We start from the raw sequence: 24423 nt of genomic DNA on the forward strand, positions 1-24423 counted from the left end.
GGCGGACGGTTCGCTCGCGCCGTCGGATTATCGCCGACCTGCCGCATGCCGGCGCACCGGGCTCCCCCGGCATGGCGCCGCGCGGGGCGAGCGGGACAGCCAGGACCCGCCTGGCCGGAGCCGGAGCGGACGTGGTGACCGTCTGCCGGAGCCGGCTAGGATGCGAGCGGGAACGTCAGCCGGGAAGCCGCGCGATCTCCGCCATGGGCATGGGCTTGCCGAAGAGAAAGCCCTGCAGCTCGTCGCACTTGAGCAGGCGCAGGAACTTCGCTTCCTCCTCCGATTCCACGCCCTCGGCGATCACGTCGAGTTCCATGGAGTGGGCGAGCGAGATGATGGTGGATACGATGGTCATGCTCTCCGGCGACTGCGTCATCGTGTGGATGAACGAACGGTCGATCTTGAGCGTGTGGATGGGCAGGCGCGCGAGATAGGCCAGGGACGAATAGCCGGTGCCGAAGTCGTCGATGACGATGCGCACACCCATCTCCCCCAGCGCGGCGAGCTTGACGATGTTCGCGTCCACGTCGCGCATCACCATGCTCTCGGTCAACTCCAGGTCGATGAGATCGCCGCCCGCTCCCGTCTCGGCCAGCAGCGAGCCCACCGACTCCACGAAGTCGCGCTGCTGCAACTGGAGGGCGGACACGTTCACGGCGATGCGCGGCACCGGCCTGCCCTGCCGTGCGAGCCAGCGCGCATCCTCGATGGCACGCCGGAGCGACCACAGACCGACGTCGACGATGATTCCGGTTTCCTCGAGTACCGTCACGAACTGGGCCGGCATCTGCAGTCCCCGCTCGGGATCGTTCCAGCGGATGAGCGCCTCGAGGCCCTTCAGCTGGCGGGTGAGAGTATCCACCTTCGGCTGGTAATGCAGGACGAACTGCTGCTGCTCGAGCGCGCGGCGCAGGCGGTTCTCCAGCAGAAGGGTGCCCACCGGGCGCCGGCTCATGTCGGGCTGATAGAGGACGCATCGCTCGCCGGCCGACTTCGCGCGGGCGAGGGCAGCTTCGGCCAGACGTGTCAGCGTCTGCGCGTCCTCCGCATCTGCGGGAAACATGGCGATGCCCGCGTGGGTCGTGACGGCGATGCTCTCGCCGGCGACTTCGACCGGCCGGGCGTGCAGGTGTTCCTGGACGGCCAGAACCGAACCCAGCGCCTCGCTGCTGCCCGAGATATCCGGGATGACACCAGCGAAGAAATCGATGCCCAGCCGCGCCATGCACTCGGAGTCGGGCCAGCGTTCGACGAAGCGCGCGGCGAACTCGCGCAGGAACTGGTCGCCTGCGACCCGTCCGAAGGTGTCGTTCACCTGGTGGAAGCGGCGGATATCCATGACGGCCACGGCCAGGGCGACACCGCGGCGGCGGGCGCCGTGCAGACTCTGCTCGAGGCGGTCCATCAGTTCCTTGCGATTCGGCAGGCCGGTCAGCACGTCGAAGCGCGCGAGATAGTCCAGGCGGTCCGCCTTGTCGATGGACACGAGTGCGAAGGCGATGTCGCCGGCCAGTTCCCGCAGAAGCTCCAGTTCACCGTCGTTGAAGAAGTCCGGTTCCGGGGCGCCCAGGCACAGGACGCCCAGCACACGATCCTCCGCGACGAGGGGCAGGGCGATCATCGAGCGCGCGGCAGCGGATGCCGTGGCGTGTTCTTCATCGAGGTCGACTTCATTGTCGATCGCCACCTCTCCTGTCAGGACAGCGGTACGCACGAGGTGCGCGCCCACCGGTTCCTCGACCGGATGCGGCAGGTCCCGCAGGGCATCGGCGAAGTCCTCGGAGGCGAAGAATGCGGGTGTCACCTTGCCGGTGGCCGCGTCGAACTCGCTGATGCACGCGAAGAGAAAGCGGCCCTTGGTCACGGCAATGCGGCAGGACTCCTCGAACAGGGTCGTCCGGCTGCGCACGCGCACGATCAGCGAGTTGATCTGGCTCAGCACGCTGTAGATCCGGTTGAGCCTCGCGATGTCGACCTGCTGGGCCTTGCGCTCGAGGAAGTGGCCGATCAGATTGCCGATGGCCGCCAGTGCCTGCATCAGTTCGGGGTCCTCGTCGCGGCGCTCGCCGGAGAACAGGTCGATGACACCGATGGGATGGCCGCTCTGCGTGATCGGAAAGGCCACCGCCGAGCGCAGCCCGGCCGCGAGCCCCGCCTCGGAACGGGGCGAGGGCGGGATGCACCACAGATCGTCGACCCAGACCGGTTCCTCGCGGCTCCACGCGATTCCCGGCATGCCCTGGCCGACCGGGAAGCTCGCCTGCCGGCTCGTCTCGGCAAAATGCGCGAAGCGCCCGGAGCCGTCCGTCCATGCGCCGAGGCACCGTATCCGGCCTTCCTTGGGATTGACCTGCCAGACGGTGCCGGCGTCGAACCCCAGTGATCGGCACATGGCGTCGAGCAGCGGCGCCGCCGCGTGCGCCAGATCGTCGGCATCGGCGAGCACGCGCGACACCGCGTATTGCGCGGCCAGCCTTTGCTGCGTGAGAGTCAGGGCGCGCGTCTCGGCCTCGAGCGCCAGCGCATGCTGCCGCACCTTGCGAAACAGGCTGCCGTTCTCGTAGATCCGGCCGACCTGCCGGCCGAGGATGTCGAGGAGATGCTCGTCTTCTTCGGTGAAACGGTCCGCGCCGACCTTGTCCAGCACGCAGATCCAGCCGTAGACGATCGTATGTGACGCGACGGGTCCGGCGAGGACCGCGCGGACGGGACCCAGTTCCGGTGCGAGCCCGACGGCTTCCGCCTTGCCTCCGGGATTTTCCAGCCGCTTCGCGCGCACACCGATGTCGGGGGTTCCGAGCGGGCCATCACCGCAGCCCGGACGTTGCAGCGCCGACCGGACCTCGTCGGCCAGGCCGCAAAACGCCACGTGGAGGTTTTCGCCGCCGTTCTTGTCCCGCACTTCGAGAACACCGATGCGCGCTCCGATGAGTTCTCTCGCACCCCGGCAGACACCGTCGAGGAGCCGGTCGGGTTCCTTCTCGGAGGCGAGCGCCAGATTGAGTTCGGTCAGCGCGGCCAGCCGTCTGCTCGCGTTGAGGTGTCCCCGCGTCTCCTCCGACAGCTTGTCGGTCACGAGACGCAGGTGTTCGCGGTCGAACGTCTCGGGCACCAGGCCCCTGTCCCTCGCGGGAGGCGATCCCAGCGCCCGGCCCACGGCATCGAGAACGGCCTCCGGTTCCACGGGCTTCAGCAGCACCTGTTCGACGCCGCATTGCGCCGCCAGCGACCGGGCTTCATGTTCACGGTAGTGGGCGGTGTAGTAGATGACGGGCGTGCCCGCGAACCCCGGATCCTCCCGCAGCCGGCGCACGAATTCGTAACCGTCCATGGTCGGCATGAGGATGTCGCAGATCACCAGATCAGGCGAGGCATCGTGGACGATCTCCAGTGCCTCCTGTCCGTCCGCGGCTTCCAGCAGGCGGTGGCCCTGGAATCCCAGAATGGCGAGGAGCACGTCGCGGTTGGTGGGGTGGTCGTCGACGACCAGGATCGTGGCCATGACGCTACCCGCCCGCCGCGGTTGTCCGGCGAAGTGAAGGCGGCAGATAGGTTTCGACCTCGGAGACGAAGGTCTCCGGCACGATCGGCTTGGACATGTAGCCGTCGAAACCCGCCGCGAGCGCCGTCTCGCGGTCACCTTCCATCGACAGCGCCGTGACGGCGATGACGGGAACGCGGCTCCAGTGCGGGTTGGCGAGCAACGCCGACACCACCTGGAAGCCGTCGAGCACCGGCATCTGCAGGTCGCACAGGACCAGGTCGCAGGTGCCGCCGAGCGCGAGGCGCAGGCCGTCGCCGCCGTTGTCGGCAGTGATGGGGCGGTGACCGGACGTCTCCAGCAGGTACCGCGCGAGTTCCAGGCTGGACGGATCGTCCTCGATCACGAGAATCACGGCAGCGTCGATCATCGGTCGGGGATCTCCACCGTGAAGAGCGTGCCGATGCCTGGCGTGCTGGACAGCGAGATGCTGCCGCCCAGTGCTTCCGCCAGCTGCCGCGACAGATGCAGGCCCAGCCCGACGCCTTCGCGCCCGCGTTCCCCTTTGGCCACGACACGGCTGAACGGGCGGAACAGCAGCGGCTGGTCGTCGACGTGGATGCCGATTCCCGTGTCCTCGATTTCCAGGAACACGCCCGTGCGGCCGGGCATCACCGCGGGCCGCAAACGGATGTGGATGGATCCGCTGTCCGTGAACTTGATCGCGTTCTGGACGAGATTGATGAGGATCTGGCTGAACGCCTTGCGATCCGTGGTGACGGACAACGGGGCATCCGGCACTTCCACGAGGAACACCAGACCCTTGTCTCGTGCCTGGGGCGAGAGCGACGACAGGATCTCGTCCACCAGACGCGAACAGTCGAGACGCTCGAACTGGAACTCGGGCCGGCCCGCTTCGATGCGGGCGAGATTGAGAAGGTCGCTGATGAGGGCCAGCAGATGCCGGGCACTCGACTGCACCGTGCGCAGCTGCTTTTCCTGTTCGGCCGTCAGAGGCCCCGGCAGGCGCATGAGCAACGTGCCCGTGAATCCGATGATGCCGTTGAGCGGGGTACGAAGCTCGTGGCTCATGCTGGCGAGGAAGCGGTCCTTCGCCTTGCTCGCCTCCTCCAGTTCCGCATTGGTCTGGCGAAGCTGCTGCTCGATGCGTTTGCGTTCCGTGATGTCGCGGATGGCGCTGGACACGAGCATGCCTTCGTCGGTTTCGAGCGGACTCAGGCTGATCTCCACGGGAAACTCGGTGCCGTCCTTGCGCAGGCCATGAAGATCGAGGCCCGCGCCCATGGGTCGGACCCGCGGGTCGTCGAAGAAGCGGTCGCGGTGCACGCCATGGGACGGGCTGAAGCGGTGAGGAAGAAGGATTTCCACCGGGCGGTCCAGCAACTCGTACCGGGTGTAGCCGAAGAGCCGTTCGGTCTGGGAATTCACGAGCACGATCCTGCCTGTGCGGTCGACGATCACGATCGCATCGGGCGCAGCTTCGAGCAGGGAGCGGAACTTCCGTTCGGCGCGGCTCAGCTCGCCGATGGAACGCAGCGAAACGACGGCGAGACCGACGCCGTCGAACCAAAGCCGTCCGACGCTCAATTCGAGCTGGACGGTGGAGCCGGATGCATGCAGCGCCTCGATCTGGTGGGTGGTCACCGTGCGCGGCCGACCGGGCATCTGCGGCGTGTGCCACCAGCGTTGGCCGGGCAATGTGCCGGGGCTCGAGGGCAGCACCGACTCGATGGGCCGGGTGAGCAGCGTTTCGCCGTCGTGGCCCAGGATCTGGACGGCGCGCACATTCGCGAAGACGATCCGGCCGGTGGGTTCGACCACCAGGAGGCCCTCGGGGACCGCATCGAATACCGGGGCGTGAATCGTGCGCAGCGATTCGATGTGGCGGCGCGCGATGACGTCCGAGGCATCCCAGGCCTGGCTCACGATGGAGGGTGCTGCGCCGTCCGATCCCGGCACGAGCCGGTTGCGCACGCGGAGGATCAGGCGGCAGCCGTCGCGGTGCCGACGGACGCATTCCGCTTCCGCGTCGCCGGCGGCGAGGGTGTCCTGCAGGAGATGCCGCTCGAGGAGGGCGCGTTCGCCTACGACGACGAGTTCGTCGAGGCTGCGGCCGAGCGCGAATTCGGGACTGTAGCCATACAAGGCCTCAGCGGCCGCTGTCCACTGCAGGACTTCTCCGGAGGTCGACAAAACGACGCTGCCATCTCCGGAACCGCTGACCGGGGCCTCGTCGAGTTCGTCCATTGGGAACTCCCGAGCGAAGATGCGCGCACGGGTTTCGGTGCGCGCTACAGTCGCGTCAACTTAGCACAGCGGTACTTGCACACAAGATAGGCACTTCTGTCAGGGGAGCGCAGCCCCTGGTGGAAACCTCGGCCCTCAGGGCGGATTGCCGCTGGAACGGCGGAGGCTGGCGGGAAGATGGGGTTCGATGACCTGCAGCATCTGCGTGAAGATCCGGGGATTCGCCGCGACGATGTGTCCGGTCTCGAGAAAGTGTTCGTTCCCTTCCAGATCCCCGACGAGCCCGCCGGCTTCCTGCACGAGGAGGGCGCCCGCGGCCATGTCCCAGGGCGACAGACCGATTTCCCAGAAGCCGTCCATCCGGCCCGCCGCCACGTTCGCGAGATCGAGCGCTGCGGCACCCGGCCTGCGAATGCCTGCGGACTTGGGCATGAACTCCTTCAGCATGGCGACGTAGGCGTCGGTGTGATCGAACATCCGGAAGGGGAAGCCCGTGGCAAGAAGACAGTCGAGCAGCTTGTCGCGCCGCGAGACACGGATGCGGCGCTCGTTGAGGAACGCGCCGCGGCCCCGGGATGCGGTGAAGAGGTCGTTGCGGGTCGGGTCGTAGACGACGCCGTGGGTGAGCACGCCCTTGTGGGCCAGCGCGATGGACACGCAGTACACCGGAAAGCCATGCAGGAAATTGGTGGTGCCATCGAGCGGATCGATGATCCAGACGTACTCGGAGTCGCCGGCTGCGCCGCTTTCCTCCGCTAGAATCGCGTGGTCCGGATAGGCGCTCTTCAGCGTCTCGATGATGGCGTCTTCCGACGCGCGGTCGACCTCGGACACGAGATCGTTGAGCGACTTGTGGCGCACGGTGAGCGTGTCCAGGTTGTCGGAGGCGCGCTCGATGATGTTGCCGGCGCGCCTCGCAGCCTTGACCGCGATGTTGAGCATGGGGTGCATGGAGTCGCCTGAGCGGTGTCGGATTCGGAAAGCCCGCGATTCTAGCCCTTACCCTTCCTCAAGTCCTTATCTGACCCGATGACCCCGACCGACGCCGGCCGCCTGGCCAATGTCCGCATCGTTCTGTCGCACACCAGCCACCCTGGCAATATCGGCTCCACGGCCAGGGCCATGAAGACGATGGGCCTGCGCGACCTGGTGCTGGTGAACCCGCGGCGGTTTCCGGATCCCACGGCCGATGCCCTGAGCTCGAATGCCGTGGATGTGCTGGCGGGAGCCCGGGTGTGCAGCAGCCTCGAAGAAGCGCTCGAGGGGACGGTCCTGGCCGTGGCGGCGGTGGGCCATTCCTACGACGCCTCCCACGAACTGGTGACGAGCCGGGAAGCCGCCGCCCAGGCCATGGGGTGTGCCGGACAAGGGCAGGTGGCCTTCGTGTTCGGGACGGAGGCGAGCGGACTTACGGCCGATGAGGTGCGGGCCTGCAGCCTCTCGGCGATGATTCCGAGCAATCCGGAGTACTCGTCGCTCAATCTGGCGGCCGCCGTGCAGATCTTTGCCTACGAACTCCGGCTGGCGGCCGGCGCAGCGGTGCTCCCGGCCGTTCCGGACCCGGAACTCGCCTCTCACGAAGATATCGAACGATTGCACGTTCATCTCGAGTCCGTGCTGGCCGGGATCGGGTTCTTCGACCGCGACAATCCCAAGCGGCTGCTTCCGCGGTTGCGGCGCCTGGTGGCCCGCGCGCGACTCGAGCGGGAAGAAGTTCAGATTCTTCGAGGGATCCTGCGCGCGATCGAGTTGCTGCGGCGCAAGAATTCCTAGTGGCCGGAGGTGGTATCCCGAGGGGTTCCCCCACTCCGGAGTTCATGATTCCCCTAAAGTTTTCCGTCCCATCGTCGTTGTGGTTGATCGAAGTGCTTGCGTTCTTTTATACTTGAGCAAAACACTCAAGTAAAAAGGACATTTGCCCCGCGAGCGGGGCCGTTTGTCTTGAGAGGGAAAAATGCGACTCACCACGAAGGGACGTTTTGCCGTTACCGCGATGATCGATCTCGCCATGCGCGATGGGCAGGGTCCCGTCACCCTGGCCGAGATCAGCCAGCGTCAGAAGATCTCCCTGTCCTATCTGGAACAACTTTTCGGCAAATTGCGCCGCCAGTCGCTCGTGAACAGCACCCGCGGCCCCGGCGGAGGCTATACACTTGCCCGCCGTGCCGAGGACATGTCGGTGGCGGACATCATCCTGGCCGTCGACGAACCCATCGATGCCACGCAGTGCGGCGGGATGGAGAATTGCCAGGACGAGCAGAAGTGCCTCACGCACGACTTGTGGAGTGCTCTCAATACCCACATTTTCGATTACCTGAAGGACGTGAAACTGTCCAAGCTGGTGAACGATCAGCACGAGCGCATCGCCAAGGCGCGCACGGCGCCGCAGGCGGTGAGGGACGTTCCGGAAGTGCGCAGGCTTCCCCAGAGCGAGGCGATCGTCGCCACTCTGTAATTTTGCAGTTGCAGCAAGAGGTCAAGGAGCAGTGAGCATCCAGTTGACGGAAACGGCAGCCCGCCACATCCGCAAGTCCATTGTCGAGAAGCGGGGCGGCCTCGCCCTGCGTCTCGGCGTGAGACAGGTCGGGTGCGGGGGCCTGGCGTACACGTTCGATGGGGCAAGGGAACTGAGCGATCAGGATCGGCTTTTCGAGGCTCACGACGCGAAGGTGGTCGTTGCGGAGGAGGCGTTGCCGTTTCTGGATGGCGCCACGCTCGATTTCGTCCGCGACGGCTTCAAGGAGACTTTTCGCGTCGACAATCCCAACGCGAAATCGACTTGCGGCTGTGGCGAGAGCTTCGGCGTCTAGTGCCGGACGCTCACTTCGCCACACTGCAACGACGGAAGCGCATGAGATGAGCGCAGCTCTCAATCACCTGATCGATCAGCCCTACAAGCACGGGTTCGTCACCGACATCGAGTCGGACGTCGCCCCGAAGGGGCTGAACGAGGACATCATCCGGCTCATCTCCCGCAAGAAGAACGAGCCGGAGTGGCTGCTGGAATTCCGGCTGGCGGCATTCCGCCAGTGGTGCGGAATGACGGAACCGACGTGGCCCAACGTTCGCTATCCCAAGATCGATTTCCAGGACATCAGCTACTACGCGGCGCCCAAGCCCAGGAAGAAGCTGGAGTCCATGGACGAAGTCGACCCCGAGCTGAAGCGCACCTTCGAGAAACTCGGGGTGCCGATGCACGAGCAGGCCGCGCTGGCAGGCGTGGCCGTCGACGTGATCTTCGATTCCGTCTCGGTGACGACGACCTACAAGAAGAAGCTCGCCGACGTGGGCGTGATCTTCTGTTCGTTCTCCGAAGCCGTTCAGGAACATCCGGAACTCGTTCGCAAGTACCTGGGAACCGTGGTTCCTGCGGCCGACAATTTCTATGCAGCGCTCAACTCGGCGGTGTTCACCGACGGGTCGTTCTGCTTCATTCCGAAGGGCGTGAAGTGCCCGATGGAGCTCTCGACCTACTTCCGCATCAACACCCAGGAATCCGGCCAGTTCGAGCGGACGCTCATCGTGGCGGAGGAAGGCGCGGACGTGAGCTACCTGGAAGGCTGCACCGCGCCCAAGTTCGACACCAACCAGCTGCACGCCGCGGTGGTCGAACTGGTCGCGCTGGACAACGCCGACATCAAGTACTCGACGGTGCAGAACTGGTATGCCGGCGACGAGAACGGCGCCGGCGGCATCTACAACTTCGTGACCAAGCGCGGCCTGTGCAAGGGGGTGAACTCCAAGATCTCCTGGACCCAGGTGGAAACCGGCTCGGCGATCACGTGGAAGTACCCCTCGTGCGTCCTGCTGGGCGACAACTCCGTCGGCGAGTTCTACTCGGTGGCGCTCACCAACCACAAGCAGCAGGCCGATACCGGCACCAAGATGATCCACATTGGCCGCAACACCCGCAGCACGATCATCTCCAAGGGGATCTCGGCCGGCGAGTCGAACAACAGCTACCGCGGACTGGTGAAGATCGGCGCCGGCGCCCACGGGGCGCGGAATTACTCGCAGTGCGACTCCATGCTGATCGGTGACCGGTGCGGGGCGAATACCTTCCCTTACATCCAGGTGCAGAACCCGTCCGCCAAGGTCGAGCACGAGGCGACGACCTCGAAGATCGGCGAGGACCAGCTTTTTTATTTCTCGAGCCGCGGAATCGGCGCGGAGGAAGCCGTATCGATGATCATTAACGGCTTCGTGAAGGATGTCTTTACACAATTGCCCATGGAGTTTGCCGTCGAAGCCGGCCGGCTCCTGGGTCTGAAACTGGAAGGAAGCGTGGGATGACGACGCAACCGGGCACTGTCCTGCTGGAGGTTCGCGGGCTCGAAGCCGCCGTGGGTGGGGTGCAGATCCTGAACGGCATCGACCTCACGGTCAGAGCCGGTGAAGTGCACGCGATCATGGGCCCCAACGGCTCGGGGAAGAGCACGCTGTCCAAGGTGCTGGCCGGCCACCCCGCCTACGAGGTGCTGGGCGGCACGGCCGTCTTCTGCGGCAAGGATCTGTTCGCCATGGCGGCAGAGGAGCGCGCACAGGCCGGGTTTTTCCTGAGCTTCCAGTACCCCGTCGAGGTCCCAGGGGTGGCGAACGCCCAGTTTCTCAGGCTGGCGTACAACACGGTGCAGGGCGCGCGGGGCAAGGACGAACTGGATCCCCTCGAATTCGACGATTTCGTCCGCGAGAAGATGGGGATGCTCGAGATGGACCCGGCGTTCCTCGACCGGAGCGTGAACACCGGCTTCTCCGGCGGCGAGAAGAAGCGCAACGAAATCCTTCAGATGGCCTTGCTGGAGCCGCGACTCGCGTTTCTCGACGAGACGGACTCGGGACTCGATATCGACGCGCTCCGGGTGGTGGCGGGAGGCGTGAATCAGTTGCGTTCCGGCGAGAACGCCGTCGTGCTGGTCACCCACTATCAGCGGTTGCTCAATTACATCGTCCCGGACTTCGTGCACGTCATGGATGGCGGCCGGCTGGTCATGACCGGTGGCAAGGAGCTCGCTCTGGAACTCGAGGCCCGCGGCTACGACTGGATCCAGAAGCAGGCGGCCTGACGGACGATGGATGCGCTGCAGACCCGTTCGTTTCTGGACAACCTTCTCGGCAAGCCCGCGGCGGAGGGCCAGGACTGGCTGAAGGCACTGCGCTCGCGGGCGCTGGAGCGAGCCAACGTGCTGGCCGTTCCCTCGCCGCGTGACGAGGACTGGCGCTTTACCGATCTGACGCCGCTGTATCAGGCAAGCCTCGGCGCCCCCGCTGACGCGGGACCCGATCCCGACCGCGATTCGCTGGCGAGGTTTGCCGTGCCGGAAGCTTCGGCGACACTCGTCTTCGTGGACGGCCGGTATTGCGCGGGGCTGTCCTCGGTGCGTGCCGCATCCGGTCTGGTCATCGGCAATTTCTCGACCGTCGCCGTCGAATTCCCCGACAGCGTCGAACACTGGGTGGGAAACGCTGCTCCGTTCCTGCACGACCTGTTCACGGCCGTGAACACCGCGCGTCTGCGCGACGGCGCCGTGATTCACGCGGCCAGGGACGTGAGCGCCGGACCGGTACATTGCCTGTTCGTGGCTACGCGAAAGGACGTCGCCGTGCATCCGCGCTTGCTCGTGCGTGCAGACTCGGGTGCCGATGTGACGGTGATCGAGGATTACGTTTCGCTGCAGGATGGAGCGTATTGCGTGAACGCGGTGAGCGAAGTGTTCGTCGCCGCCCATGCGCGGGTGCGTCATGTGCGTCTGCAACGCGACTCGACACGGGCTTTTCACATGGCCAACACCGGCGTGTCCGTGGGGCGCGATGGCCGCTACTCCAACTGTTCCGTGGCGCTGGGCGCGCGCATCTCGCGGCACACGCTGAGTGTGGAACAGGCCGGGCCCGGCACCGAATTCGAGCTTGACGGTCTCGCGCTGATCGCGGGCCGACAACTGGCCGACACGCACTCGTTCGTGGATCACGCGCAGCCGAACGGCACCAGCCGGCAGCAGCACAAGTGCGTGGTATCGGGCGGAGCGCACGCCGTGTTCAACGGTCGAATTCTGGTACGGGAAGGCGCCCAGCAGACAAACTCCGCCCAGGAGAGCCGCAACCTGCTGCTGTCGGACAAGGCGCACGTGGACACCAAGCCGCAGCTCGAGATCTTCGCCGACGACGTGAAGTGCGCGCACGGCGCCGCGGTGGGACAGCTGGAGGCCGAGGAAGTCTTCTACCTGCGCAGCCGGGGACTGTCCGAAGCGGCGGCGCGCGGTCTGCTGACGTACGGATTTGCGGCTGACGTGGTGGACCGCATTCCGGTGCCGTCGCTGGTCGCCGCCTTGCACCGGACTATCGTGAATCAGACAGGAGGGCCCCAGCTGGGCTGACCCTCCGGTCGGCTTCGAGACTGGCAGGCAACGAGGAGTCGAATGAGCGCCACTGCATTGAAGGAACCGACTGCGACCGCGCAGGCGCCTTTCGACCCGGAGCAATACCGGGCCGATTTTCCGATCCTGTCCAACGTGCATCCGCACGGACATCGCCTCGTGTTCCTGGACAACGCTGCATCGAGCCAGATGCCGCGTCAGGTGATCGACCGTCTGGTCCACTACCAGACGCACGAGCACGCCAACATCCACCGGGGTGTGCACCTGCTGTCCGAACGCGCGACCGAGGCCTACGAGAACGCCCGCCGCAGCGTGCAGCGTTTCCTCAATGCTCGCGAGGAACGGGAGATCATCTTCACCACCGGATGCACGGAGGGGATCAACCTGGTGATGCACGGTTACGGCCGCAAGTTCCTCGGGCCCGGTGACGAGATCGTGGTCACGCAGATGGAGCATCACTCCAACATCGTGCCGTGGCAGATGCTGTGCGAGGAGAAGGGGACGCGACTGCGCGTGGCTCCCATCGACGATTGCGGCGAACTCGTGTTCGAGGAGTACGAGAAGCTCTTCAACGAGCGCACGAAGTTCGCAGCGGTGACGCACGTGTCCAACGCTCTGGGCACCATCACCCCGATCAAGCGGATGATCGATGTGGCGCACGCGCACGGCGTGCCGGTGCTGGTGGATGGCGCCCAGGCGGCTCCCCATCTGAGCGTGGACGTGCAGGCGCTCGACTGTGATTTCTACGCGTTCTCCGGACACAAGCTTTGCGGACCGACCGGCAGCGGCGCGTTGTACGGAAAGGCCAGGCTGCTGGAGAAGATGCAGCCGTTCAAGGGCGGCGGGGACATGATCCTGTCCGTCACCTTCGAAAAGACCACCTACAACACCATCCCGCACAAGTTCGAGGCGGGGACGCCGCCCATCGCCGCCATGATCGGGCTCGGCGCGGCCGTGGACTACCTCCAGGCGATCGGCCTCGACAGGATCGCGGCGCACGAGCACGCGTTGCTCGACTACGCTTCGCGGCGGCTCGTGGAGATTCCGGGCGTGCGGATCGTCGGCACGGCGCGCGAGAAGGCGGCCGTGGTGTCGTTCTACGTGGGGGACGTGCATCCCCACGACGTGGGCACGCTCCTCAACGAGGAAGGCGTGGCCGTGAGGACCGGGCACCACTGCGCGCAGCCGGTGATGCAACGCTTCGGCATTCCCGCCACGGCCCGCGCCTCCTTTGCCCTGTACAACACACTTGCGGAGGTGGATGCCCTCGTGGACGCCGTGCGCAAGGTGCAACAGCTGTTCGGTTGACCGCCGCCATGGACAGCAAGCAGCTCTACCAGGAGGTCATCCTCGATCACAACAAGAAGCCGCGCAACTATGGCTCACTGGCGGACGCCACCCATCGCTCGGAAGGGCTGAACCCGTTGTGCGGAGATCACATCTGGCTGCACCTGCATGTGAAGGACGGTGTCGTCGAGCGCGTGGCGTTCGAGGGCCAGTCGTGCGCCATCTGCAAGGCATCGGCCTCGATGATGACGACTGTCATCAAGGGACGGTCGGTGGCCGAGGCGGAGGCGCTCGTGGAGGAATTCCGCCAGATGACCACGGGGCAGCTCGATCCGGACAAGCAGCCCAATCATCTCGGGCGGCTCGCCGTGTTTCGCGGCGTCAAGGATCTGCCCTCGCGGGTCAAGTGTGCCATCCTGCCCTGGCACACCCTGCGTGCCGCGTTCGGCGAACGGCATACGGCCACGACGGAAGGGGAACATGATCCCGCGGCCGACAGGTGAGTGCGACATGCGTCCGGTGGACGGGATTCCCGGCGAGGCAGGTCAAGCCCGGCGAGCCCGGATGAACAGACAAGGAAAATCATTGCCGGCCGCGCCGGCAGGCCGCCGGAGAGCGGGAACCGCGATACCTCATGCCCAAGATCTCTGAAATCGAACCCACCCCCAATCCGAATGCACGCAAGTTCATTCTGAAGGAGCCCTTGAGCTGGGGCGTCGCGCATTCCTTCGACAGCGCCGCCGAGGCGGAAAGCGATCCGCTGGCCAGGGCGCTCTTCGGGATCGAGCACGTGACCAACGTGTTCTACGTCGACCACTGGATCACCGTGACGCAGGATGGATCGGCGGAGTGGGGGCCCCTCATGAAGGCGCTCGCCGTACCGATCCGGGAAGCCCCCGCGGCACAGGAACGTTCGGAGGCGCTGGCCGCCGCCGGTTCACCGCTGCTGGACCAGGAGCGCTATACGCCCGAGCAGCGCGAGAAACTGCAGCTCATCAGCGATCTGCTCGACGAACGGGTCCGCCCGTTCCTGCAGGGAGACGGCGGAGATCTCTTCATCGTGGGCCTCGAGGGGAACGAGCTTCACGTTCACTATCAGGGCGCGTGCGGCAGCTGCCCCAGTTCGCTGTCCGGGACGCTGGCCGGGATCGAGAGTCTCGTGCACCAGATCGACCCCGCGCTCGAAGTCGTTCCCGTCTGACCCGGTCGCCATGGAGTGGGTCGCCGTCTGTCCGGCCGCGGATCTTTCCTCCGGGGAACATCGAAACGTGGAAATCGATGGAACCCACGTGGTGGTCTTCAACCTGGAGGGCGAACTTTTTGCGCTCGAGGACGTCTGCACGCACGATGGGGGCCGTCTGACGGGGGGCTGCGTGGAAGGGGATCAGATCGTCTGCCCGCGTCACGGCGCGCGGTTCTCGATCCGGACGGGTGAAGCCCTCACGGCGCCGGCCTACGAGCCCACGGCCGTCTTTCCGGTGCGTGTGCGTGAGGGTGTGATCGAGACAAGGGACGACCGCTGGGATTGAGCCGGCGCCTTTTCCCCCTCAGAAGCTGCGTACCCGCTCGAGCTCGAAGATCTGACCGCCGCGGAGAATCACGGAGGTCGTGAACGGATCCGATGCTGTCGGGTAGTACGTCCAGACCTTGGACCCGACGGCCCCGTCGAAACTCTGGTAGTCCGGTGTGCCTGCACGCGAGAAGAGTTCCGCCTCCGTCATGCCGCGATCGAGGCGCGAAAATGTCTCGAAGCTCATTCCCCGCGCGCTGGGACGTGCTGCCGCCAGCCGCTCGGTGACGTCGCGATTCGCTCGCCACTCCCGGTCTTCACGCAAACGGTCGTTGCGCAGGCGGTCATACTGACACTGCACTGTCTGACAGGGACCCCGCCGCAGGTCCCCGGCAGCCGGTACCCGGGTTCGGATGCCCGTTGCCGTTCCTGCGGCCCCCGCGGGAGCGCGATCGCCATAGTTCACCCTGCCGTTGGCATCCGTCCAGCGGGCGACTTCTCCCCCTGACACCGGCTGAGACAGTGCAGCGATGGCAAGAAGTGCGCCGATCAACGAGCAGCCAAGCTGTCCCGGCGGCTCGCGCATCGGTTACCGGCCCCGCATCCGGATGGAGACCTGGGGTTCTCCGCGCGGCCCGTCGTGCGCCGGCCGCTGTACCGGCGGGTGGGGATTCACGATGACACCGTGGCGGCGATAGAAGATGGGCGTGTCGTGTCGCGGGACTTCCTGGGGTGGGGGCGCCTGGGCCGCCCGCGTGCGCTCGGCGCGTTCGGCCCGGGACTGCATGTCACGGCGCCATTCGGCTTCCCGGACAAGCCGGTCGTCGCGCATCCGTTCGTACTGGCAGCGGATGGTGTAGCAGCCCGCGGGCGGATCGACGGGATCGTTGCCCTGCAGCGCGATGGGAAGCCTCGATGCGTTGGCCGCAGCGGCCGGGCGCTCGCCGTAGTGGGTGACGCCGCGCTCGTCTACCCACTTGTAGACCTGGGCGAAAGCGCCCTGAGAAGCGATCAGCAAGGCGGCAAGACAGCACGAATGGCGAAGAAATCCGGGGCACATGCGTCCTCCGACCGATTCGGCCGGCGAAGATTCCTCGGCGACCCACGGGATGTCCCGCCTCGCCTCCACGCCATGATGCCGCAGGCGGAGGCGGCTGCAAAGTGCGGGGCCGCCGGGGGCGGCGATACCGCCGCTCGACCCCGGCGAATCCGCACGGTCAGTCCTTGAACGCCTCGATCTGGATGGCGATCTTCACTTCGTCGCTCACGGCGGGGACGTAAGCCTTCATTCCCCATTCGGAGCGCTTGATGGTGGTGGTCGCATTCGCGCCACACAGCGGCTTCTTGTTCATGGGGTGGTTGCCGCAGACGAAGGAGTCGATCGTCAGGGATACCGGCTTGGTGACGCCCAGCAATGTCAGGTCGCCATCCGCACCCACCAGCTTGTCGCCGCTGAAACGCAGATTGGACGCCTTGAACATCATGGTGGGGAACTTGGCGACGTTGAAGAAATCCTCACCGCGCAAATGATCGTCACGCTTGGCAAGACCGGTGCTGATCGAGGCCGTGTCGATGGTGATGTCGATGCTGCCGCTCCTGGCGGCAGCATCGAGGGTGATCTTGCCCTGGGACTTCTCGAAGGAACCGCGGGTGGTGGAGAAGCCCAGGTGGTTGATCTCGAAGGACGGATAGGTGTGGGTGGGGTCGGCCGTGTACGAATCGGCGGCGAAAGCGGGTGCCGCAAGGGCAAGCGAGGTGGCGGCAGCGACGAGCGCGAGTTTCATGTAGTTCTCCAGGGATTGACGGTGGTGCAGCGGGCGGCCGGTGTTCGGGCCGCGATTCGTGAGACTCGCGGCGGGAGGGGTCGAGAGTCCCGGATTTCGTTGCCAAGGCTCAGTCGCGGAACGCTTCCACGGCCATCGTCAGACGCACGTCGTCGCCCGTGCCGGGCAGCCCCTTGGTGAGGCCGAACTCCGAGCGCTTGAACGTCGCCGACGCCATGCCGCCGCAGACGAACTTCTTGTTGATGGGATGGGTGATGCAATTGAATCCCGTCAGCGTCACCTTGACCGGTTTGGTCACGCCCAGAAGAGTGAACTCGCCCTCGGCTCCGGCCACCTTGTCGCCGTCGAAGAGCACCGTCGTGGACTTGAAGGTCATGGTGGGAAACTTCTCGACGTTGAAGTAATCCTCGCCGCGCATCTGCTCGTCCCACTTGTCGATGCCCATGTCGATGGACGCGGCGTCGATGGTGAGATCCACCGAGCCCTGCCTGGCCTCGCGGTCGATGGTGATCTTGCCGGTGGCCTTGTTGAACCGGCCCATCTGCAGGGACAGTCCGAGATGATTGATGTGGAAGGAAGGAAGCTGTGCCGCGAATCGAGCGTGAAGGATTCGGGCGCGGCCTGGACGGCGGTCGCGAGTGCCGTGGCCAGAAGCGTCGCGAGCGGGCGGATGATCATGCGAAGGTTCTCCTCGGAATGTGCGGCACGGCGATCGACCGGATCACTTGCCGGTGGTCGTGAACTTGAAACGGACCTGCACCTCGTAGGCGACCGTCTCGGGGTCGTTCCACGGGCCGTCCCCGATGCCGAAATCGCTGCGGTTCATGAGAAAGCTGCCTTCGAAGACCTGACCGCTTCCGGCGGGCTTGACGGTGAAGGGCGTCGTGACGGTCTTGCTCTTGCCCTTGATCGTCATGGTGCCCGTCAATTCGTAACGGTTGGGGCCCAGGGCTTTCACGGACGTGGAGGCGAAGGTCGCCTTCGGAAAGCGGGCTGCGTCGAACCATGCCTTGCGCACGACCTCGCCATTGGCTTCCTCGCTGCCCGCATCGATGCTGGCGATGTCCACGTCCAGTGAGGCCTTGGACGCTTCCGGCTTCCTGGCATCGAAATCGAGCTGAACGCTGAATCTGCGGAAGCGTCCTTCGACCGGCACGCCCATCTGCTTGGAGACGAAGGCCACTTCGCTCCTGGCCGGTTCCACGCTCAACGGTGCAGCGGTGGAGACGAGGGGTGCCGCGGCGGCCACGATGGCGAATGCGCAGGCAGAATCACGGGACAAGCGGAAGGCCGGGTGCATCTGGGAGGAGCGGAATTGATTCATCGTGAGTTCGTGTGGTCCTGTCTCAGTGGGGGAACAGAAGCATGGATCGAAGCACGGAATCGCGGTCGACCCAGTGATGCTTCAACGCGGCTGCAACATGGACGACGACAAGAGCCAGCATCAGATAGTTCAAGCTCTCGTGCCAGTCGAGCAGCACTTCGGCCAGGAGCAGATCCTTGGACAGCAGATCGGGGATGGGCCAGCGGGCGAAGTACACCGTCTGGAATCCCTTGGCCGAACTGAACAGCCAGCCCGTCAGAGGCACGGCCAGGGTGAGCAGGTACAGCAGCGCGTGCGAGACCCCCGAGGCTGCGCGCTGCCACGCGGGCATGCCCGGCGGCAAAGGCGGTGGGCGATGGGTGATCCGCCAGAGGATCCGGAGCAGCACCAGCGCGAAGATCGTGACGCCGGCCCACTTGTGATAGGAGTACAGCTTGAGTTTGATCGGCCCTGCGGACAGGGGCAGGTCCGCCATGTACAGCCCGAGGGCGAGGTTGGCGAGGATCGCCAGCGCGATCGCCCAATGGAGGACGATGGCGACGGCGGTGTAGCGGCGCGCGGCAGCCATCTCAGGACACCCGCCGCGAGGCCGCGATCATGCGGGACTTGGGGGTCGACCGGCCCGACGGGATGTCGTCCACCACCATGCGGGACGTGAGCCGGTCGAGATAACTCTCGAGCCGTTCCAGTTCGCTTCCCTTCAATGCACCGAAGGCGCGCCGCAGATGCTCGACGTGCGGCGGAAACACCTCGGCAAAGAGCGCCTGGCCAGCGGGAGTGAGGCTCACGAATACCCCCCGCCGGTCGCCTTCGCACGTCACACGGGAAAGCAGGCCACGGGCCTCGAGTCGATCCAGCACGCCCGTGAGGGTGCCCTTGGTGATGAGGGTCCGCTCGCCCAGTTCCTTGCAGAGCAGGCCCGGCTGGTTTCCCAGGGTGGCGATCACGTCGAACTGCGCTGGCGTGAGTCCGGTCGTGCGCAGGTGGGCATCCGAATAGGCCTCGAAGGCCTGGAAGCACATGGCAAGGCGCCGCAGGGTTCTGAGAAATCGGTCGGGCATTGTTCGGGACAGTCGTGCAGGGCGGGCGCAGAATAGTTCGCGTTAGAACCAAAAGTCAACGCATGGTTCCTCCACGGGGGAACGCGGGATGTGGTGGTCGGGGCGACAGGGAGAGGCGGCCCTTCCCGGGCCGTTCGTCAGAATCTGAGGACGAGATTGAGCGACAGGTCGTCGAAGTTGAACTCGCCCACCGTCGCGGCATCGCCCACCTTCTGGAACCGCTGATACTCCAGGCGCAGCCCGCCCTGCGGCATGAAGAACCAGGTGACGCCGATGCCCGCCGTGGGTGCGAAGCCTGCGTCGGTCACGTTGGTGGCGGTGGAGAAGAACCGGTCCGCCTTGAGATCCCACCGGGCCACGCCTGCCTTGGCGTGCAGTTCGAATGCATTGCCCAGCGGCAAAAAGCCCACTGCGCTGAGACCGACGGCGTAGCCGTCGCGCTCGCCGCTGATCGCCGTTCCGCTCAGCGTCCCGACCGTGCGTGTCTTGCCGAAGTTCGTGTAACCCAGTTCGATGCCGAAATGCTGCTGTACCTTGTGGGCCCCGAAGATCCGGAACGACGTGTCGGAATCGTCGCAGGTCCCCGCGAAATTGACGGCCGAAGCGGAATTGCAGCTGTTCCGGGCCTTGGCCAGCCCGGTGCCCAGACCGAAGTAGTCCTCGTAATAGCGTGGCTGGGCGGCCTGGGCCCCGGTGGCGGAAACCAGCGCTGCGGCAAGCAGATACTTCGCGATCGAAGGCATGGGGAGCGTCTCCTGTCGTGCGGGCAGCGGCCCGCATCAAGGGGCATTATCGCAATGCCGCCGCAGGCTTCTCAACCCGGGGGATGACAACGGGGTGCGTGCTAAACTCGATCGAACCAGGATGGTGCCATGGCCGAAGACAGCGACCTCGAACGAACCGAACCAGCATCACAGCGACGGCTCGACGAGGCCCGCAGCCGTGGCCAGATTCCACGATCCCCCGAACTGGCGACATTCTCCATCCTGCGTGCCGGCGGGGCCGCGATCATGACGCTGGGCGGCGGGCTGGTGGGGAGTCTCCAGTCCGTCATGGTTCACGGCCTGACCCTCGACCGCGCCGCCGCTTTCCGCCTGGATGTCATGACCGCCCGCCTGCGCGAAGCCGGCGAGCATGCGCTCATGAGCTTTCTCCCGTATCTCGCCATTCTCATGCTGGTGGCTCTGCTGGCGCCCATGCTCGTGAGCGGATGGGTCTTCACCTTCGAGTCGGTGGCGCCGCAGTTCAAGCGGATCAATCCGGCTGCGGGACTGGGGCGGATGTTCTCCACTCACGGCCTGGTGGAACTCGGCAAGGCCGTCATCAAGTCGCTGGTCGTGGGCGGAATCGCGACGCTGGTCGTCATGAACGAGCTCGATGCCATCCTGGGGCTGGCTGCGGAACCACTGGACGTGGCCGCCGGCCACCTCGGGCAGTTGCTTCTGGTGACCTTCCTGTGGGTGGTCGGAGGCATGGCGCTGGTGGTGGCGGTGGATGTGCCGTTCCAGATCTGGGAACACCACCGCCAGTTGCGAATGACCAAGGAAGAAGTCAGGCAGGAATACAAGGAGACCGAGGGCGATCCGCAGTTGAAGGCGCGGATCCGTCAGTTGCAGCGTGAGCAGGCCCGGCGGCGGATGATGGCGGAGGTGCCCAAGGCCGACGTGGTGGTCACCAACCCGACGCACTTCGCCGTGGCGCTGCGCTACCGCGAGGGCAGCATGCGGGCGCCGATGGTCGTGGCCAAGGGATCGGACAAGGTCGCGGAGCGCATCATCGAACTGGCCCGCGACAATGCCGTACCGGTGCTGCGCGCCGCGCCTCTTGCGCGCGCGCTTCACGCCCACGGCGATCTGGGACGGGAGATCCCCGCCGCGTTGTACACGGCAGTGGCCGAAGTGCTCGCCTACGTGTATCAGCTCACACGCTACGAGCGGAGCGGAGGCGACGAGCCGGTGGCGCCCACCGCGATCGCGGTGCCTCCGGAACTGGACCCCGCCATCGGCGGCGACGAGGCGTAACCGATGGCAGAGGCCTCGACCGCCGCAGCCCGGCCGCCCGGCCGGCTGCCCCTGAACACCCTTGCGGGTCCGATCCTCATCCTGCTCGTGCTGGGCATGATGACGCTGCCTCTGCCCACGATCCTGCTGGACATGCTGTTCACGTTCAACATCGCGATGTCGATGATTGTGCTGCTGGCGGCCCTGTTCTCGCTCAAGCCGCTCGACTTCTCGGTGTTTCCGACGGTCCTGCTGGTGACGACGCTGCTGCGGTTGTCGCTCAACGTCGCCTCCACGCGCGTAGTGCTGCTGGAAGGGCACACGGGACCCGGGAGCGGCAGGGCACGTCATCGAGGCCTTCGGCAATTTCCTCGTCGGTGGCAACTACGCGGTGGGCATCGTCGTGTTCGTGATCCTGGTGGTGATCAACTTCGTCGTGATCACCAAGGGCGCCGGCCGCATCGCGGAAGTCTCCGCCCGGTTCACCCTGGATGCGATGCCGGGCAAGCAGATGGCGATCGATGCCGACCTCAACGCCGGACTCATCGGGGAGGAGGAGGCACGCAAACGCCGGGCGGTGGTGGCCCAGGAGGCGGATTTCTACGGTTCCATGGACGGTGCCAGCAAGTTCGTCCGCGGGGATGCCATCGCCGGGATCATCATCACCATCATCAACGTGCTGGGCGGGCTTGCCGTGGGCGTGATCCAGCACGACCTGGATTTCGCGACCGCCGCCCAGAACTACACGCTGCTCACGATCGGCGACGGGCTGGTGGCCCAGATCCCGTCCCTCATCATCTCCACGGCCGCAGGCGTGGTCGTGAGCCGAGTAGCGACGGACGAGGATCTGTCGCAGCAGTTCATGACGCAGATGTTCATGCGTCCGCAGATCCTCTACATCACCGCTTCCGTCCTGCTGTTGCTGGGCATCATCCCGGGCATGCCGCACGTGGCCTTCCTCTTCATGGCATCGGTGCTTGCCGGAGTGGGTTATCTGTCCGACCAGCGCGCCAGGAAGGCGCCGCCGCCACCGCCGCCACCGCCTCCGGCCCCGGAATCGGTGGAGGTCGGCTGGGAGGATGTCGGCACAGTCGACGTCCTGGGCCTGGAGGTGGGCTACCGGCTGATTCCGCTCGTGGACAAGGCGCAGGATGGCGATCTGCTGCGGCGCATTCGCGGCATCCGCAAGAAGATCGCGCAGGAGATGGGTTTTCTGGTCCCGGCCGTTCACATCCGCGACAGCCTGGAACTGAAGCCCAACGGGTACCGCATCACGCTGAAGGGCGTCGAGGCGGGAACCGGGGAGGTTCTGGTCGGCCAGTTCCTGGCGATCAATCCGGGACGGGCATTGGGGTCGCTCCAGGGCGCGCCGACACGGGATCCCGCGTTCGGCCTGCCGGCCGTCTGGGTGGACCAGGCGAACCGGGAGCAGGCCATCACCATGGGCTACACGGTCGTGGATGCCGGCACGGTGATCGCGACGCACATCTCGAGCATCGTGCAGGGGCACGCGGCGGAACTTCTCGGTCGCGAAGAGGTGCAGGCGCTGCTGGATCACCTGACCAAGGAAGCGCCGAAGCTCGTCGAGGATATCGTGCCCAAGGTCGTGCCGGTGGGCGTTCTTCACAAGGTGCTGCAGAGCCTGCTTGCCGAAGGCGTCCACATCCGGGACATGCGCTCGATCCTCGAGACACTGGCCGAGCACTATCCGAAACAACAGGACCCGGAAGAGCTGACGGCAGCGGTAAGGGTCACATTGTCGCGTGCTATCATCCATTCGATCGCACCGGGTACTGGCGACGTTCAAGTGATCGCCCTCGACCCGCAACTCGAACAGATCCTGTTGCAGGCCGCGCAATCGAAAACAGGCGACAGCGCGGGCTTGGAACCCAATCTCGCGGAGAACCTGTTGAAGCAGGCAGCGAAGCTCGTGCAGGAACAGGAAGCCTCCGGCCGCGCAGCCGTTCTGATGGTCCCCGCACCGATCCGCAGTCTGCTGTCACGCTTCCTGCGCCGATCCGCGCCCCAGCTGCGCGTCATATCCCACGCAGAGGTTCCCGACAGCCGCGTCATCAAGGTGATTGCGGTCCTCGGAGGCCGCGCGTGATGCGGCCCTCTCCCGTTCCGGCGCGCGATCCGAACCATGGTCGTTAGGAAGTTCTTCGCAGCCAACACGCGGGAAGCCCTGCGCCTCGTGCGCGAGGCGCTGGGCGCCGATGCGCTGATCCTGGCCAATCGGACCATGCCGGGCGGCGTGGAAATCATGGCGGTCGCCGAACACGAAGTCGCGTCGGTGGCCGCTCCGGTCAAAGGCGACGGACTCGCAGCGGCTCCACCTGCGCCGAAACCGGACTCGCCGAGGCCGGCCATGGAGACCGGGTTCGCGCAGGAACTGCTCGACGAAGTCCGGCACCTGCGCGGCATGGTGGAAGGGCAGCTCGCAGGGTTCGCGTGGCGGGAAATGGCGACCGCATCCCCGGTGCAGGCGGAACTCATGAAGGAACTGCTCATGCGCGGATTCGGCGCCGGCTTCGCCCGCGCCGTCGCTTCGCGCATGCCGCCTGGCGAATCGCTCACGCGGGCGTTGCGCTGGGTAAAAGGCGTTCTCTCCAACAGCCTTCGATGCGTGCCGGCCGGTGAGGACATCGTCTCCACGGGCGGCGTGTACGCGCTGGTGGGGCCCACGGGAGTCGGCAAGACCACCACGGTCGCCAAGATCGCCGCCAGTTGCACGCTGCAGCACGGTCCTTCCCAGGTGGCGCTGGTCACCACGGATACCTACCGGATCGGGGCCGTGGACCAGTTGCGCATCTACGGCAAGATTCTCGGCATTCCGGTCTATGCGGCGAAGGACGGTGACGATCTCAAGGTCACGCTCGCGGAACTGCACGGGCGCAAGCTCGTGCTCATCGACACGGTGGGCATGAGCCAGCGGGATCGGCGCGTGTCCGAGCAGGTGGCCATGCTCACCGGCCACGGCAAGCCGGTTGCAAGGCTCCTGCTGCTGAGTGCCGTCGCCCAGGGCGATTCGCTCGAGGACGTGCTGCGAAACTACCAGGGCGAGGGACTGAGCGGCTGCATTCTCACCAAGGTGGACGAAGCGATCTCGCTGGGCGGCGCCATCGACGTGCTCATCCGTTCCGGCCTGCCGTTGCACTATGTGGCCAATGGACAGCGGGTTCCGGAGGACCTGCATCTCGCGAACAGTCTTTACCTGATCGAGCGCGCATTCAGGGCCGAGAGCCGCGGCAGCGGTTTCCGGCCTGCCGCGGAAGAGATACCGCTGGTCCTCGCAGCACGGGCGGCCACGGTGTCGGCGATGCCGGAAGCCTGACGA

At 65.6% G+C, this 24423-nt stretch carries 23 protein-coding genes and 2 pseudogenes; 13 read left to right on the plus strand and 12 right to left on the minus strand.

All coding sequences use genetic code 11. The features are described 5' to 3' along the window. Positions 1-175: 175 nt before the first annotated feature. The 4 genes from IPK20_08315 to IPK20_08330 all read right to left on the minus strand — a co-directional run bounded on the left by IPK20_08315 (position 176) and on the right by IPK20_08330 (position 6700). The gene (locus IPK20_08315) at positions 176-3502 is read right to left on the minus strand and encodes an EAL domain-containing protein (GenBank protein ID MBK8016719.1); all 3327 of its coding nucleotides are present in this window, start codon (positions 3500-3502) and stop codon (positions 176-178) included. A gap of 4 nt (positions 3503-3506) precedes the next feature. Beyond that, positions 3507-3911, minus strand: a complete 405-nt coding sequence (locus IPK20_08320) for a response regulator (protein MBK8016720.1) — start codon at positions 3909-3911, stop codon at positions 3507-3509. Next, on the minus strand, positions 3908-5749 hold the full coding sequence (locus IPK20_08325; protein ID MBK8016721.1) for a PAS domain S-box protein: 1842 nt from the start codon (positions 5747-5749) through the stop codon (positions 3908-3910). The genes IPK20_08320 and IPK20_08325 overlap by 4 nt, the downstream gene beginning before the upstream one ends. 135 nt (positions 5750-5884) lie before the next feature. Further along, entirely contained in the window at positions 5885-6700 is an 816-nt protein-coding gene (locus tag IPK20_08330) for an inositol monophosphatase (GenBank protein ID MBK8016722.1), read from the minus strand. Positions 6701-6778: 78 nt separating this feature from the next. Between IPK20_08330 and IPK20_08335 the strand changes: the two genes are divergently transcribed. The 10 genes from IPK20_08335 (at position 6779) to IPK20_08380 (ending at position 14936) form a co-directional block, all read left to right on the plus strand. Then, positions 6779-7522, plus strand: coding sequence for an RNA methyltransferase (locus tag IPK20_08335; GenBank protein ID MBK8016723.1), 744 nt, complete (start codon positions 6779-6781; stop codon positions 7520-7522). Between the two features lie 181 nt (positions 7523-7703). After that, a complete protein-coding gene (gene iscR, locus IPK20_08340) occupies positions 7704-8204 on the plus strand; it encodes a Fe-S cluster assembly transcriptional regulator IscR (GenBank protein ID MBK8016724.1) in 501 nt (166 codons plus the stop codon). A 31-nt stretch (positions 8205-8235) separates the two neighbouring features. Beyond that, the gene (locus tag IPK20_08345; protein MBK8016725.1) at positions 8236-8559 is read left to right on the plus strand and encodes an iron-sulfur cluster assembly accessory protein; all 324 of its coding nucleotides are present in this window, start codon (positions 8236-8238) and stop codon (positions 8557-8559) included. 46 nt (positions 8560-8605) lie between these two features. Continuing rightward, entirely contained in the window at positions 8606-10042 is a 1437-nt protein-coding gene (sufB, locus tag IPK20_08350; GenBank protein ID MBK8016726.1) for a Fe-S cluster assembly protein SufB, read from the plus strand. After that, positions 10039-10812, plus strand: coding sequence for a Fe-S cluster assembly ATPase SufC (gene sufC, locus IPK20_08355; GenBank protein MBK8016727.1), 774 nt, complete (start codon positions 10039-10041; stop codon positions 10810-10812). Before sufB ends, sufC begins: the two co-directional genes overlap by 4 nt. Positions 10813-10818: 6 nt before the next feature. Further along, on the plus strand, positions 10819-12120 hold the full coding sequence (gene sufD, locus IPK20_08360; protein MBK8016728.1) for a Fe-S cluster assembly protein SufD: 1302 nt from the start codon (positions 10819-10821) through the stop codon (positions 12118-12120). 42 nt (positions 12121-12162) lie between these two features. Beyond that, complete coding sequence (locus IPK20_08365) at positions 12163-13428, plus strand: cysteine desulfurase (GenBank protein MBK8016729.1); 1266 nt, start codon at positions 12163-12165, stop codon at positions 13426-13428. 8 nt (positions 13429-13436) lie between these two features. After that, positions 13437-13910, plus strand: a complete 474-nt coding sequence (locus IPK20_08370) for an SUF system NifU family Fe-S cluster assembly protein (protein ID MBK8016730.1) — start codon at positions 13437-13439, stop codon at positions 13908-13910. A 131-nt stretch (positions 13911-14041) separates the two neighbouring features. Then, complete coding sequence (locus IPK20_08375) at positions 14042-14608, plus strand: NifU family protein (protein MBK8016731.1); 567 nt, start codon at positions 14042-14044, stop codon at positions 14606-14608. Between the two features lie 10 nt (positions 14609-14618). Beyond that, positions 14619-14936: a non-heme iron oxygenase ferredoxin subunit gene (locus IPK20_08380; protein MBK8016732.1), complete on the plus strand. Its 318-nt coding sequence runs from the start codon at positions 14619-14621 to the stop codon at positions 14934-14936. Positions 14937-14954: 18 nt separating this feature from the next. Here the strand turns inward: IPK20_08380 and IPK20_08385 are convergent, their stop codons facing one another. The 8 genes and pseudogenes from IPK20_08385 to IPK20_08420 form a co-directional block, all read right to left on the minus strand. Continuing rightward, positions 14955-15428, minus strand: a complete 474-nt coding sequence (locus tag IPK20_08385) for a DUF4124 domain-containing protein (GenBank protein MBK8016733.1) — start codon at positions 15426-15428, stop codon at positions 14955-14957. A gap of 78 nt (positions 15429-15506) precedes the next feature. Beyond that, a complete protein-coding gene (locus IPK20_08390) occupies positions 15507-15977 on the minus strand; it encodes a DUF4124 domain-containing protein (protein MBK8016734.1) in 471 nt (156 codons plus the stop codon). A 157-nt stretch (positions 15978-16134) separates the two neighbouring features. Continuing rightward, positions 16135-16701, minus strand: a complete 567-nt coding sequence (locus IPK20_08395) for a polyisoprenoid-binding protein (GenBank protein MBK8016735.1) — start codon at positions 16699-16701, stop codon at positions 16135-16137. A 109-nt stretch (positions 16702-16810) separates the two neighbouring features. Next, positions 16811-17379, minus strand: a pseudogene (locus IPK20_08400) (YceI family protein). 43 nt (positions 17380-17422) lie between these two features. Next, entirely contained in the window at positions 17423-18001 is a 579-nt protein-coding gene (locus IPK20_08405; GenBank protein MBK8016736.1) for a YceI family protein, read from the minus strand. Between the two features lie 46 nt (positions 18002-18047). Then, complete coding sequence (locus IPK20_08410) at positions 18048-18593, minus strand: cytochrome b (GenBank protein MBK8016737.1); 546 nt, start codon at positions 18591-18593, stop codon at positions 18048-18050. Between the two features lies 1 nt (position 18594). After that, complete coding sequence (locus IPK20_08415; GenBank protein ID MBK8016738.1) at positions 18595-19086, minus strand: MarR family transcriptional regulator; 492 nt, start codon at positions 19084-19086, stop codon at positions 18595-18597. 137 nt (positions 19087-19223) lie between these two features. Further along, complete coding sequence (locus IPK20_08420) at positions 19224-19829, minus strand: outer membrane beta-barrel protein (protein MBK8016739.1); 606 nt, start codon at positions 19827-19829, stop codon at positions 19224-19226. A gap of 129 nt (positions 19830-19958) precedes the next feature. Here IPK20_08420 and flhB point away from each other — a divergent pair, with 129 nt between their 5' ends. From flhB to flhF, 3 genes and pseudogenes are all read left to right on the plus strand, one after another. Continuing rightward, on the plus strand, positions 19959-21107 hold the full coding sequence (flhB, locus tag IPK20_08425; protein MBK8016740.1) for a flagellar type III secretion system protein FlhB: 1149 nt from the start codon (positions 19959-19961) through the stop codon (positions 21105-21107). A gap of 3 nt (positions 21108-21110) precedes the next feature. After that, positions 21111-23193 (plus strand): annotated as a pseudogene (gene flhA, locus IPK20_08430) (flagellar biosynthesis protein FlhA). 36 nt (positions 23194-23229) lie between these two features. Beyond that, positions 23230-24420, plus strand: a complete 1191-nt coding sequence (gene flhF / locus IPK20_08435; GenBank protein MBK8016741.1) for a flagellar biosynthesis protein FlhF — start codon at positions 23230-23232, stop codon at positions 24418-24420. Positions 24421-24423: the final 3 nt, after the last annotated feature.

It is taken from the genome of Betaproteobacteria bacterium, assembly GCA_016713305.1.
In the GTDB taxonomy this organism is placed as follows: domain Bacteria; phylum Pseudomonadota; class Gammaproteobacteria; order Burkholderiales.